Here is a 13,006-nt window from a genome sequence, read left to right as displayed (position 1 = left end):
GCCATGGTGGTCGTCATGCCGCTCACCCCCACGTTCCGTGCGGCTGGTAGCCGTGTGCGATCAGGTCCTCCAGGCAGGCGATGGGCGCGTGCGGTACGACCCGGCCGTCGGGCGCCTCCGCGAACACCTCGCTGGACAGCACGCGTCCGTCGACGCCGTTGACCTCGCGCACGGAGGTGACCACGCGCTGCAGGCGGCCGCCGGTCTGGTAGTTGTTGCGCCGCTGGACGAAGACGACGAAGTTCACCGCGCCCGCGATGAGCATCTGGCTGGCCTCGATGGGCAGTCGTTCCGTGGCCTGCAGGGCGTAGGTGGAGATGCGGTTGAACACCTCGTGCGAGCTGTTGGCGTGGATCGTGGACAGCGAGCCGTCGTTGCCCTGCGACATCGCGTTCAGCATGGTGACGATCTCGTCGCCGAGGACCTCACCGACGATGACCCGGGAGGGGTTCATACGCAGCGAACGGCGCACCAGCTCCGCCATCGAAATCTCGCCCTGGCCCTCGGAGTTGGGCAGCCGCTCCTCGAACGCGACGACGTTCGGGTGGAGATCGGGGAAGGTGTCCAGGCCCAGCTCCAGGGCGCGCTCGACGGTGATGAGGCGCTCGTGGGGCGGGATCTCGTTGGCGAGGGCGCGCAGCAGGGTCGTCTTGCCGGCGTTGGTCGCGCCCGCGATCATGATGTTCTTGCGCGCGCGGACCGCGCAGGCCAGGAAGTGCCCCAGCTCCGGGGTGAGGGTGCCGTTGCCGACCAGGTCGGAGATGAACACCTTGCCCATGCGGGCCCGCCGGATGGACAGCGCGGGCCGCCGGGCGACGTCCATGACGGCCGACAGACGCGAACCGTCCGGCAGTCTGAGGTCGAGCTGCGGGTTCGCGGAGTCGAAGGGACGCGAGGACAGACCGGAGTACGCGCCGAGCACCTGGATCAGCTCGATGAGCTCCTCGTCGGTCTCGGCGACCGGCTCACCCTTGGCCTCGCGGCCGTCGGCGTAGCCGATGAAGACCTGGTCGCAGCCGTTGATGTCGATGTTCTCGACCTGCGGGTCGTCCAGCAGCGGCTGGAGCCGGCCGACGCCGAAGAGCGCGGCGTGCACGGCGGCCGCGTACTGCTCCTCGGTCTCCGCGTCCAGCGGCGTACGGCCCGCGTTGATCTCGGTGCGGGCGTACTCCTCGAGTATCTGGGCGATGACGGCGCGGGCGTACTGCCGCTCGTCCTCGCTGGACATCGGGGTGACGCCGCTCGCCTGGTCCAGGCGCCGCTGCTCGGCGATGCGGTCACCGGCCTCCTGCCGGAACCGCTTGACCAACTGGTGGTCGACAGCGGTCATCGCCCGGCCCCCGCGTGCCCGTTCAGGGGACCGTTCGCGGGTACGGACCAGGCGGCGCCGTAACTCTGGTGGAGGTCGGCGGTGACCTTGCGGGCGGAGCGGATCAGCAGCGACTTGTCGAGGCGGCCGCGCCGGCGGCCGGCGAGCTGCTCGGCGCCGGCCGGGTCGTCGGCGATGGTGCCGACCACGCGGGCGCCGGTCTGCGCGTGCACGAGCATGTCGTTGACCTGGTTGACCAGCTTGCCCGCGTTGCCCGGGTCGGCGACCAGGACGACGCCGATCACCGGGTTCGCCAGGCTCGCGGCGCCGCGCGGCCCGCCGTGCAGCTTGGCTGCGAGCGCGGCGGCGCGGTCGCGGACGCGGGCGAGGGACTCGGCCTCGGTACGGGCGATCAGCAGCACCAGCGCGGCGTGCGGGAACAGTTCGACGGCCGGGGTGTCCCCGCTGATGCGGCCGCAGTCGGCGATGACGTCGGCGGGGGCGTGCGGGGAGTCGGCGAGCGAGGCGAAGGCGTGCCCGAGGGTCGGCCACAGTCCGGCCAGACCCGCGGCCTGCTCGGCGACACCGAGGCCGACGAGCACCTCCAGGCCGCCGCTGAGCGGCTGGACGTGGTCCCACAGCTGGTCGGGGACGAGGCCGCGGCGCGCGGTCGCGGCGATCGACAGCATGCCGAGGTTGGGGTTCAGCGGTCCTCCGTGCGCGGCGGCACTGCGGTAGACGAGGTCACCGCCGGCCGGGTCGGTCTCGGCCAGCAGCACGCGCCGCGGCCAGACCGCCGCGAGGGCGACGGCCGCGGTGGTGACGCCGGGAGAACCCTTGTCGGCGGCGAGGGCGATGAGGGCCATGGGTCGGGTGCCGCCTTCTAGTTGCCGGAGACGCGCACGATGGCGACCGCGTTCGCCGAGGCGGCACGGGCCACGGCGGCGGCGTCCGACTGGTCGACGAGGAGCGTCAGGGAGAGGTTGCCGGTGCTGACGGTGGAGTCGCTCTTCTCGGCGACGTTGCCCACCTTGGCCTTCGCGACGAGGAGGCCACCGGAGGAGGCGGATGCGGAGCCGGACTTGTCCGAGCCGGAGCCGGAGGATGCCGAGTCCACGTTGTAGACGGACACCGTGTCACCGTTCTTGATGTCCGCCGGGTACTGGCCCTCCTTCAGCGCCACGCCGACGGATGCCTTGCCCGCGGGCGTGCTCTCCCCCTGGGCGAACATCTCGCCGACGAGGACCGTGCCCGTGTAGATGGTCGACTTGGCCTTGAGGGACTTCAGTGCGCCCAGCTGCGACCACTTGATGTAGTGGATGCTGTCGTCCGCGGCGACCATCACCGAGGTGACGTCGCTGCCGGAGACGGACTGTCCCGCCTGGATGTCGGCCTTGGCCTGGACGACCTCCACCCGGTTGCCGGCGCGCAGCACGAGCATCGTCGCGCCCAGCGCGCCCACCAGGATCAACAGCACCGCCAGCGCCGCGAGCGCCGGCTTGCGCTCCCGCGGCGGCGTGGGAAGCCGGTCACCGACCATCGGCTGAGCCGGAGCCGCGGAACGTCCCGCGCCCGCCCCCGTACGCTCCTGGATCTTCACGCAACCGCTCCCCGTACACCAAGCTGTTGTCGGTCAACTTCTTTGCATTCATTGCAAATCCGGACACTTCACCAAAGACCCGCAGAGATCCGTAGAGACCTGTCGAGATCCGCGCGTTTAACTGGCGCGAGCGTGAGTGTCAAGCGATCGCACGGTATCAGCCGCGCATAAGGCCCTCAAGGCGAGCCCGGCCCCTTGCGGTGCACCGCACACCCGATTGTTCATCTGCAACTACCGCAGTCCCTCATACCGTTGAACAGCGGACGACACCGGCCCGCACCAGCTGTGCGCCAGCGAATCCGCGCCCCTGTAACGACCCGCCACCGACCGGCGCTCCGTCACCCCGCAGGCACGATCCCTGCACGATTCACTCACGGAGGCATGGAAGGGGCATGCCATGATCTTTGCCCATGACGTCCACGCCGAAGAGGCGAGCCGCACTGACCACGGCCGCGCTGACCACGTCCGGCCTGACCGCCTTGGCCCTGGCCGCCCTCACCGCCTGCTCGGGCAACGGTTCGGATGCCTCGGACAAACCGAGCGCCTCGGCCTCCCAGACCCGGCAGGCAACCCCGGCCGAACGCCTGGCCCAGCTCATGGTGACCCCGGCACAGGTGAGCGGCCGCACGGTGGAGAAGGTCGGCGACGAGTTCCTCTTCGCCAAGTCCTCCAGCGAGGTGCAGGTGGACAAGGCCGCCTGCGCCCCGCTGGCGTACGCCATGAACCAGCTGCCGCTCGGCAAGCCACAGGCCGACCTCACACGGGTCGTGAAGAACGACAGCATGACCGACGCCCCCACCTACATCACGCTCACGACCTACGCCCGGGACGGCGCCCGGTCGGCCCTGTCCGGCCTGGAGAAGGCGGTGGGTGCCTGCGGCGGAGGGTTCACCGCCAAGTCGAAGAACAGCGGCAACGCGTACGCCTCGGTGACACCCGAACAGCCACCGGCGCCGGCCGGCGACCAGTCCGTCGCCTTCAAGGCCACGACGACCGTCAACGGCGTCACCCACACCCTGCACACCGAGGCCGTACGCGCGGGCGACGTCGTCGCCGTGTACTTCTCGGTCAACGGCATGGCCATGACCAGGAACCAGCCCAGCGACGCCAAGCTCGAGCCGTCTGTGGTGACCGCGCAGAACGCCAGACTCGGCTGAGCGGGACCGCCGAGACCGACGAGAGGTACGAGGCCGACAACCGGCAGACTCGGCCTACCGCGGCCCACCGCACGCTTCCTGGAGCCGGGACCGCACGGCCCGGTGATCCGGGTGCGCCGTACGGCCGGGAGGCACCGGGTCGCACCGCACCCGCCACCCCGCTCCTCGCCACCTCCGCGCCGCGCCTGACCGGCACCGCCCTGCAATCGCCGTGACCGCCCCGCTCAGCTGCGACCAGACCAAGTCGGCCCCCGAGCCCCTTTGACGTCGGTATTGCCCTGATGCTCAGGAAGGTTCGCTCTGGCGAAACCAGCGGTCACGCCGATACCGTCTGTGCCCTTGACTGAACACCTGTCTCACGGGGAGTCCACTGTGAAGCGCCGCACTTTGCCCGTTGCTGCCGCGCTCACCGCGACCGCAGCCCTGCTGCTGACGGCCTGCGGTGGCGGCAACGGGAAGTCCGAGGACAACGACAAGATCGCGGGGGCGGACACCGGCGGGGCTTCGGCGTCGCCATCGCGGAGCGCACCGGTCGCGCCCGACAGCGTCGACCGACCGGCGATCGTGTTCCCCAAGGACTTCACCATGGTGTTCGATCGCCCCGAGCCCTCCGACGCCAAGAAGGCGGCGGCGCTCCATGACGCGGAGAACTTCGTCCGGGCCATCAACTACGGCATTGTCCGACAGAACGCCGAAGACGCCGCATACAAGTTCTACTCCACTCCGGGCAGTAACGCGCAGTCGTACGCCAAGAAGCAGATCAAGCAGTACATCGACGGCGGCTGGACCATCACTGGCACTCAGCGCTACACCCGCGGCAAGGTCGACCTGACGAGCGACGGAAACCGCGCCGAGGTCTCCTTCTGCGATGACGACTCAAAGTTCTACGGCAAGGAGGTCAAGAGCAACAAGGTGCTCAAGACCCAGCCGAGCCTCAAGGACTACTACTTCTTCGAAATCGTGATGACGGCCTCCAAGGAGGCGAAGGGGTTGTGGCTCGCAGAGGTCGTCGACGTCCAGAAGGAGGCCGCCCAATGCAGGGCCTGAAGTCTCGCACCGTTGCGGTCGCCGGCGTGACGATCGCCCTGCTGACGACCTCCACACAGATGGCGTTCGCCGGCGGCCCCACCGATAAGAGTTCGGGCTCAGCCCATGCGGAAACCGCCAACGGCCTCAACGGTGACTCCCTTTACGCCAAGGCCGCAGCCATCACGTTCGACACCTCCCAGAACGGTTCAGGACCCTCTGTCGGTCCGGTCGAGGTGACTGGCAGCGACTGGAGCCCGCCCGCCTGCTGGCTCGCACCGCAGTGGACGGCGAAGCAATTCGCCAAGGAGACCGAGGACGGCTACGAACAGATATCGAACGACCCCAATCAGCCACCTCACGCGCGTGCGGCAACGTATGAATTCCGGGAGATCTACAAGGACGGAAAGTACAAGAACTACAACCTCGACAAGCAGGACGAGGGCATGTGGTGGGGCCCGGTCGAGAACCCGAACGCGCCCATACTCGAGCGAACAGCCTGCAATTCGACGCTGCCCTTCTGGGTGAAGAACGGCGAGACTCCGAAGGTCGAGAACGCCATCACACCGGAGATGCTCGCGGGCCTCGCATACGAGCACATCAAGGTCCCGGGTACGAAGGTCACACTGGCCCCGGCCAACGTCACGAAGGTCAACCTGCCCACCTGGGCCTGGCTGGACCAGGGGCAGTTCCAACCCGTCTCCGTCACCGCATCGCTCAACGCCCCAGGTCTCAACATCCAGGCCACGACCACCGCGAAGCCGATCTCTCTCAAGCTCGAGCCCGGCACTCCCGACGCCCAGACCTATCCGGCCTCGGGTGAGTGCGCGTTCAACGCCGGGGGCTCGATCGGCGAGCCATACGCCAAGGGAAAGGCCAACCAGGATCCACCGTGCGGAATCCGGTACCTCCGGTCCTCCGGAAACGGAACTTTCACCCTCAAGGCGACGCTCACCTGGCAGGTCACTTGGACGGGCACCGGTGGTACCAGCGGTGACCTGCCCAAGGGCACGTTCGGCAACGACCAAGCCATTACCGTTCAGGAAATCCAGGCAGTCAACAGGTGAGGCGCTAGCAAAGCATGCCCAAGGCGGCCAAGCAGGGGCGCCGCAAGGCCGCCCCTGCTTCACTGCGGTACGAGCGGGGGCCCAAGGGGCGGGAGCGCGCCGGCAAGACGGCAGAGAAGGGGCCAAGCGTCTCCGGCTGTCTGATCTTCCTCGGCGTCGCGGGCCCCATCCTCCTGTTGGCGGTCCTGGACCACTTCTGGGGCGATGGCACGTACCGGTGGGCCGCCTCCCACTGGCCCGGAGGCGCGTACGCCTTCGCCGCCTGCGTGGGCGCCGCGGGCCCCGGCCTCGCCGTACTGGCGTGGTACTGCCTCTTCACGATGAACTGGAAGTCCTGGAAAGAGCACATGGCCCGCTCGCTGTCGCGGACCGCTCTCGCGCTGGCCTCCACGGCCGCGTTGGTCCCGTACGTCACTCTCGTGTTCAACGCACAGAACACGGGCAAGTGGGGACGAGGCCACTCCACTTCGCCGAGCTGGGCGTTTCGCCACTACCCCTGGCTGTGGGCGGTGGGCCTGCTGGCCTCCGTCCTCACCCTGACCGTGCTCGTCTACGCCTTCTACCATCATCGACGCGACCGCCGACCCGCCGCCGAGGCATCACCGTGAAGGGTCCCGCCCACGTCAGCGGTTGACGGCTTGGATCTCCCCTACCGCTCCAGTTTCCCGCGCCGACCGAAGCCGAAGGGGGCGGGACCACTTCACGAGTTCTGCCCCTGCCACCGACGAACTGCCTGAATTCGAGTGCGTCCTGCAACTCTCGTCGTTCACGTGATCCAACGCAACGAGTCCGCTATGGCCGTGCACAGCCGATACATCGGTCCGGACATGCCGGCAATCGGCACGGTGAACGAGAGAACCAGGTACCCGACGGCGCCCGGCATCTGGACGTAAAAGTCCAGCCTGGTGGGTGTGATGATCCGCGTCGCCTGGCCCGCCGTCAGCGCAACAATGGACGTCTCGCTGTCACGTGAACCCTGCTCCTCCTTCTCCCCGAACAGATGGAGGAGATCCGTGGGAGTTACCGAGCCGGCACGCGGGAGCAACGAGACGAGAAGCGAGGCCGGCACGGTGAAACCGCCACCCATCTCCGGCCTCAGAAAGAACTCCAGGGCTCCGCTTCGCAACCCGGATTCTGCTGTGTTGCGCAGGAGGGCCCACGCCTCCTGCTTGGCTTGGGCCGGAACGCCCTTACCCTCCGCCTGGCGGTCGATGAACGTCTTCAACTGGCCCCGCCAGCGATCCTGTGCGAGATCGATCCGGAACCAGTCCCGAGGAACAAGCAGTCGGTAGTCCCTGGGGGGAGCTTCCACGAACTGTTCGGCCGTCATGCCGGCATCACGAGCTCCTTGCCTGCCTCATCGAACAGGCGAACGCTCTTCACGACGCCCGCGAACATGGAGGAGAAGACATCCCAGCCCTCGGGCGTCGGGGTGCCCATCTCCAGCACCAGAAGGGTGCCGTTGTTCAGCGGAACCTGAACCTGAATGAAGGACGTCAGCACCGGCTCTGCAGCCCCTGAGGCCGTAAGCCCTGCGTCCAAGCTGGCCGTTCGGGTACCCACGCAGGAGACTGCAGGACCGCAGGGGAGGTCGATCTCGCTGACCTTACCGATCCCCAAGTGACGCAACGACGACCCCAGGAACCCGACCGGATTCGGACCTGCTTGTTCGTCGAGGTCGATGAGGCTCACCGTGACCGTTGCAGTGCAACGACTTCCGTCCACCTCGGTCAGTACGAAGCCCGCGTACTGCACACCGGCGTCGATGAAGGAGTCATAGTGCGCGGCCACCATCACCGCCCATTCGAGCTGCACCTCGAACGTTGCTTCCGGCATCACATCACGTGCCAGCTCGACCAGTTGCTCAGCGGTCTCGTCCAGATCCTCCGAGTCCATCGGGATCTCGAAGAATCCCTCAGGCATGATCCAACGGGCCTCGATCCCCTGGCCCGCGAGCGAACCAGTGCGGTCGTTCTCAGCGACTACCGTGCTCACTACGACTCTTTTCCTTCGGTGAGTTGTTCCTCCCACGCCGCTTCGTCCACCTCGGGGTGGAAGGTGGCCGCGAACGGGTAGGGCCCGTAGTGCGGATAATGGGCCGGGACCTCCGCCCCTTCCTTGCGAGCCAAATGCGCCAGCTCGCGGTATGCGCGAGCGCGCGCGCGAAGGTTCTGCCGGGCCGGATCACCCCAGTGCTTCCTGGCAGTGCGCACATAAAGGGCCAGCAACGCGAGCACCGCTACCGTCGCGGAGGCCAGGAAACCCGTACGGGCGCTGCTCGACTCCCAGTACTGCGCCACACCGCCCCAGTAGATTCCAGCACCGAAGAGGACGATCGCCAAGGGGGCACCGATCTTGAGGCCTGCGTTGAACATGGCCTCCTCGTCCCGATGGCGGAGGCGGAGCATGTGCAGCACGGCCCGGTCGTCCAAGAAGTCGAAGCGGAGTTCCCGGCCGGCTTGCTCCGCCATGGCCTTCGCGGCCGGCACCGCCGCGATCAGCCGACCAGGGATCAACCGCACCGGCTCGCTCCCTCTACGACCGATAAATTCGTATTCTCCGGTTTCGATCGAATCCGTCATGAGGAAGTCCTCCTTCGTCTCCCGGCGGTCAGCATGGCTCGACCACTACGCGGCAAGGGCGGCGTGGAACGGCTGCGGCGACGGGCCGGGAGAGGGGCTCGGGGCGGGTGCCGGAGTGGGCTTCGGCAGGGGCTTGCTCGTCTCGGGCTCCTGATAGCCAGTCGTCCCACCATTGTGCCCGCTGAACATCCGATGCAGGGCGCTCGCCAGGCCGGTTCCCTTGATGGCCGCGGTGATCTCCCTGCCGCCGATCGGCTCGAACTCCTTGGGCAGGTTGGGCACCTTCAGTCGTTCACCGAGCTTGATACCCCTTGCCAAAACCTTGTTCGTCAGCTTGACGCTGACGCCGTTGAGGAAGTTGTGACCGACGCCCTTCAGCGCACCGCCACCGATTTCCCCGAGGGTTCCCAGCTTGCCCAGCCCGCGAAGCTTGGCGAGGCCTTTGAGCCCCTTGAGCGCCTTGAAACCCTTGAGCGCACCAAGGCCGGGCAGGATGCCCAGCGTGTCAGTACCGAGTTTCAGCCAATTCACCTTTCCACCGCGCACCGACATGTCGTACGCATGCCCTGCGAGTGCCGCAGCACTGGTCAGGACGGCCAGCGTGGCGAAAACAGGGACCAGGAATTGCAAGGGGGGAATGAAGGCGCACACGACCGCGAGGACCGACATGATTGCAGAAATGTTGGAGAACATGTCCGCCCAGTCTGCCAACCAGTTCATGAATCCGCCGGGATCCCTCACCGCGTCATGGTGTACGACGTTCTTGATGTGCCTCGCCGCACGGTCCCCGGCGTCATCGAAGATGTCCCGGGCGTCCTTGACGTCCTTGCGGGCCTGTCCGATCCGGAGCAGCGCGTCGGCCCGCTTTCTCTTCCATCGCTCGTACTCTGTGCGGTCCGCCTCGGGAATGTCACCAAGAGGGTGCTTGTCGGTGAACTTCTTCACTTCCCGATCCGCCAGGTCGTGATCCCTCTCGGCCTCACGATAGTCAGCCAGGGCCTTGTCGGCCTTGTGCTGGGCTCGATGGAGCTCGCTGGCGTACTCCTTCGACGAACCGTCACTCACCTTGGTGCCGACGGCCTTGGCGGCTTCGTCGTACCGTTCGAACGCCTTCTTCAGCCGGTCCCCGGCACCGTCGGCGATCTCGTTGAACGCACGCCCTGCTTCGCTGTCCCAGCCTTCCACGGACGACAGCGCCTTGATGACGCGCGCCTGCTCGTCGATCATGTCGGCCATCTTCCGGAGTTCGCGCCCTAGTGCAGCCACTTCCTCCGGATCGCCCGGCGTGGGGTCGCCGTCCCACAGCGGAGGCCAGTCACTGGATCGCCTGCTCACTTCTTGCCCTTCCCCATAGCCCCGGCGATGGCCTTCGCCAACTCGTGATCGATCTCTTCATACTTCTGCGCTGCAGCAGAGGTGAAGTCGGCCAACTTCTTGAGTTCCTTCGACAGCTTTTTCCTGGTTTTCTTCCACGTGGTGCCGAACTCGTCGAAGGCGTCCTTCAAACCTTCATGCCCCAGTTCGTCTTGATGCCGGTCAGCAGGATTGCCATGCTGATCGAACTCACGGTGCAGCTTTCCGAGTGTTCGGGAACAGCCTTTGATCATGTCCAGGTCGTAAGATTGCCCGTCCGCCATTCAAGATCCCCCAATAAGCGCATGCGGTCAGCTGTCGATGAGACTTCGCCGGTCGATCGCCCTACCTGAGCCGAAGCACCGGCGGTGGTGAGTGAAGACATGCACGCCGCGGGGTCAGCGGCCTTGCGACGCCGCCCCGTCGCGCCCGTCCCCTGACAGGCCCGTGAGCTGATCAGCCCTTGGCGCCCTGGGACAGCTGGTGGTCCAGGTCCTCGTACGCCTGCTTCGCGTTCGTCAGGAACTTGGACAGGCCGTGCAGGCCCTGGATGGTCTTCGCGGCGCCCTTGGTGAAGTCCTTGATGGAGTCCTCATAGGCGCCGGAGGCCTTCTGGGTCGTGAAGCCGTTGGCGACGAGCTCCTCGACGCCACGCTCGATGCCCTTCAGCTGGCCTTCCATGTCGTGCATCGCCTTGATGAGGTCACCCGCCTTCTTCTCCATCTCGGAGTAAGTAAGGTCTGTGTCCTTCTTGCCGGCCATGACGGCTCCCTCCCGTTCACAACGCCTCAGGGCCTTCCCCCGTGGCTGACGTCACGCGGTACTTCGGGCACACCCCCGGAGCGTCCGCACGAGCAAAGATCCTACGGGTGGGGCCACCGGGACTGCAGGCCGGCTGTGCAAGGGAGTTGGGGCAGTACGAGCGCAAAGACGGCGAGATGCCGACAAGACCGGGAAGCAGGGAGGATCGCCATCGGCTGGCTGTCGGTTCCTCGGCTTATCGGACGTCGCCGTCCTGTCGCCGGCGCAGAATCGCTCCTGTGGCGCTGGCGCTCACTCGAGGAGTGCCTCCCGCTGGCCCGGAGCGCGGCCTACGCCTTCGACCTCCGCACCGAGAAGTGATGCCGGGTAGGTGGTGCGGTGAAGCTTCCTTCACACCAGCGACGCACCAATGCGAACAACCCCAACCGCACGCAAAGGGCACCTCACTGGCACCCCAAACGGCGCCCATTTCTTAGCCCCCGACCCCGCGCCCTCACTGTCTACTGCCTACGATCACCAGGGCCCGCCCGAGGCCAGACCTCCGCCACCTCCGCCGAAGACCGGAACCACCGTGAGTGATCTACGACTCGAAGGCACGATCTTCGAGGACCTGAAGCGGACGTTCTCGACGATCTCCGACCGCATGGACGCCGCCCGCCGCACCCTGCGCGCCACGGACGGCTCGGTCGTGGGCGCACCGCAGCTCATCGACGACGTTCACGACTTCGCCGACGACTGGGCGTACGGCATCAAGCAGCTCGGCAAGCACACGCATGGCGCGGTCAAGATGATCAACAAGATCGACACCAGCTTCGGGGAGCTCGACCAGAAGCTCGCCGCGTCCATGAAGTCACCCCACGCCACGAAGAAGGGGCACTGACCGCACCATGGGAGGCCGCTCCTTCCCCCACATAGGCTGGGACCCCACCCCGGGTGACGTCGAGCAGACCCGCGAACTGGCGAAGAAGCTCAGCGGCTTGGCCGGCGAGCTCGGCACGGCCATAAGGGAGTTGGAGCAGATCGAGTGCGGGGCGTGGAAGGGCGAGACCGCCCGCGCCTTCAGTCAGCACATCTCCACGGACGTCACCCCTCTGATCAAGAAGAGCTACGACTCCTTCGACAAGGCCGCCCGCGCCCTGCACCGATGGGCCGGTCAGCTGGCAGGCTTCCAGGAGGAGACCGACCGCCTGGAGACCGAGGCCGGGCAGAAGCTGGACGCCGAGAGCAAGGCCAAGGCCAAGGCCGGCGACAAGGGCAGCGACGACCTCGGCAAGGCGTCCAGCGCCGTGGACGGCGTCATCCGCAAGGTCCACGATCTGGAGGACCGCTACAAGAAGGCGGCCGTCCTCATCGCCCGCGACCTCGACAAGGCGGCCGACATCGCCCCGGACGAGCCCGGCTTCTGGGACAAGCTGGGGCATGGCATCGCGGACGCGTGGGACGCGACCGGGCAGTGGTTCAAGGACCACGCCGATGTGATCAAGCTGGTCGGCGACCTGCTCAGCGACCTGAGCGGCATTCTCGGCGTACTGGCCATCATCACCGCCCCGTTCGAGCCCATCGGCGCCATCTTCGCGGCGGCCGCCGTCGTCACCAGCGGGCTCGCGCTGGTCTCCCACCTCGTGGCCATGGCAGCAGGCGCCGACGTCAGCTGGGTGTCCATCGGCTTCGATGCGCTCGGCTCGCTGCCCGGCATCGGGGCGTTCGCCAAGGGTGTGAAGGTGGCCGACGGCGCGGTCGCCGCCGCCCGGGCGGCAGAGCTCGGCGAGGGCTTCAAGGGCGTGACCACGATCGGGCGCAACCTCGTCGGTGTCGGCGACAAGGTCGCCGGTGCGATGGAGTTCACGGTCAAGGGCCGCAAGGTGGGGCTGTGGGGCCTCAAGGCCGGCGGGTTCATCTCCACCGAGGGCGGCATCATGAACCGGATCAGCCTGGTGGCGGAGAACAACGTCCGCAACGGACAGTGGCTCGGCACCCGCGGCATTCCCGGCCTGAAGAAGATCGACTCGATGAGCAACCTGGGCCGGGGCATCGACGCGGCGATCAAACTCGCGCCCAAGGCGTTCTCGATCCCGTCGCACGTCGGAGAGATGATGCACCTGGGGGACCGCTTCCATGACTCCGCGACGGCGCACTGAGAGGACCCGTAA

At 67.0% G+C, this 13,006-nt stretch carries 15 protein-coding genes; 6 read left to right on the top strand and 9 right to left on the bottom strand.

What is annotated here, in order from left to right; translation table 11 throughout:
* Positions 1–22: 22 nt before the first annotated feature.
* The 3 genes from AC0B9F_RS20680 to AC0B9F_RS20670 are packed head-to-tail and all read right to left on the bottom strand — an operon-like array spanning position 23 to position 2,909.
* A complete protein-coding gene (locus tag AC0B9F_RS20680; protein ID WP_472004655.1) occupies positions 23–1,330 on the bottom strand; it encodes a CpaF family protein in 1,308 nt (435 codons plus the stop codon).
* Complete coding sequence (locus AC0B9F_RS20675; RefSeq protein ID WP_472004653.1) at positions 1,327–2,175, bottom strand: hypothetical protein; 849 nt, start codon at positions 2,173–2,175, stop codon at positions 1,327–1,329. The genes AC0B9F_RS20680 and AC0B9F_RS20675 overlap by 4 nt, the downstream gene beginning before the upstream one ends.
* Positions 2,176–2,192: 17 nt before the next feature.
* Positions 2,193–2,909, bottom strand: coding sequence for an SAF domain-containing protein (locus tag AC0B9F_RS20670; protein ID WP_472004651.1), 717 nt, complete (start codon positions 2,907–2,909; stop codon positions 2,193–2,195).
* Between the two features lie 410 nt (positions 2,910–3,319).
* On the opposite strand from AC0B9F_RS20670, the gene AC0B9F_RS20665 reads away from it, so the two are divergent.
* From AC0B9F_RS20665 to AC0B9F_RS20650, 4 genes are all read left to right on the top strand, one after another.
* A complete protein-coding gene (locus AC0B9F_RS20665) occupies positions 3,320–4,066 on the top strand; it encodes a hypothetical protein (RefSeq protein WP_472004648.1) in 747 nt (248 codons plus the stop codon).
* A 372-nt stretch (positions 4,067–4,438) separates the two neighbouring features.
* Entirely contained in the window at positions 4,439–5,113 is a 675-nt protein-coding gene (locus AC0B9F_RS20660) for a hypothetical protein (protein WP_472004646.1), read from the top strand.
* Complete coding sequence (locus tag AC0B9F_RS20655; RefSeq protein WP_472004645.1) at positions 5,101–6,159, top strand: hypothetical protein; 1,059 nt, start codon at positions 5,101–5,103, stop codon at positions 6,157–6,159. The genes AC0B9F_RS20660 and AC0B9F_RS20655 overlap by 13 nt, the downstream gene beginning before the upstream one ends.
* Positions 6,160–6,173: 14 nt before the next feature.
* A complete protein-coding gene (locus tag AC0B9F_RS20650) occupies positions 6,174–6,767 on the top strand; it encodes a hypothetical protein (protein WP_472004643.1) in 594 nt (197 codons plus the stop codon).
* Positions 6,768–6,925: 158 nt separating this feature from the next.
* On the opposite strand, the gene AC0B9F_RS20645 is transcribed toward AC0B9F_RS20650, so the two are convergent.
* The 6 genes from AC0B9F_RS20645 to AC0B9F_RS20620 all read right to left on the bottom strand — a co-directional run bounded on the left by AC0B9F_RS20645 (position 6,926) and on the right by AC0B9F_RS20620 (position 10,856).
* On the bottom strand, positions 6,926–7,489 hold the full coding sequence (locus AC0B9F_RS20645; protein WP_472004641.1) for a hypothetical protein: 564 nt from the start codon (positions 7,487–7,489) through the stop codon (positions 6,926–6,928).
* Entirely contained in the window at positions 7,486–8,154 is a 669-nt protein-coding gene (locus AC0B9F_RS20640; RefSeq protein ID WP_472004639.1) for a hypothetical protein, read from the bottom strand. Before AC0B9F_RS20640 ends, AC0B9F_RS20645 begins: the two co-directional genes overlap by 4 nt.
* Positions 8,154–8,741, bottom strand: a complete 588-nt coding sequence (locus AC0B9F_RS20635; protein WP_472004637.1) for a hypothetical protein — start codon at positions 8,739–8,741, stop codon at positions 8,154–8,156. Before AC0B9F_RS20635 ends, AC0B9F_RS20640 begins: the two co-directional genes overlap by 1 nt.
* Before the next feature lie 45 nt (positions 8,742–8,786).
* Complete coding sequence (locus AC0B9F_RS20630; protein WP_472004635.1) at positions 8,787–10,076, bottom strand: putative T7SS-secreted protein; 1,290 nt, start codon at positions 10,074–10,076, stop codon at positions 8,787–8,789.
* Positions 10,073–10,378, bottom strand: a complete 306-nt coding sequence (locus AC0B9F_RS20625; RefSeq protein ID WP_472004633.1) for a hypothetical protein — start codon at positions 10,376–10,378, stop codon at positions 10,073–10,075. The genes AC0B9F_RS20630 and AC0B9F_RS20625 overlap by 4 nt, the downstream gene beginning before the upstream one ends.
* Positions 10,379–10,550: 172 nt before the next feature.
* Positions 10,551–10,856, bottom strand: a complete 306-nt coding sequence (locus AC0B9F_RS20620; protein ID WP_472004614.1) for a WXG100 family type VII secretion target — start codon at positions 10,854–10,856, stop codon at positions 10,551–10,553.
* A 571-nt stretch (positions 10,857–11,427) separates the two neighbouring features.
* Between AC0B9F_RS20620 and AC0B9F_RS20615 the strand changes: the two genes are divergently transcribed.
* On the top strand, positions 11,428–11,736 hold the full coding sequence (locus AC0B9F_RS20615) for a hypothetical protein (RefSeq protein WP_472004631.1): 309 nt from the start codon (positions 11,428–11,430) through the stop codon (positions 11,734–11,736).
* 7 nt (positions 11,737–11,743) lie between these two features.
* Positions 11,744–12,994, top strand: a complete 1,251-nt coding sequence (locus tag AC0B9F_RS20610; RefSeq protein ID WP_472004629.1) for an enoyl-CoA hydratase/isomerase family protein — start codon at positions 11,744–11,746, stop codon at positions 12,992–12,994.
* The last annotated feature ends 12 nt before the right edge of the window (positions 12,995–13,006 follow it).

It is taken from the genome of Streptomyces sp. NPDC097129, from assembly GCF_055668065.1.
The sequence above is the reverse complement of the archived record's forward strand: the minus strand, read 5'-3'. Positions and strand labels throughout refer to the sequence as shown.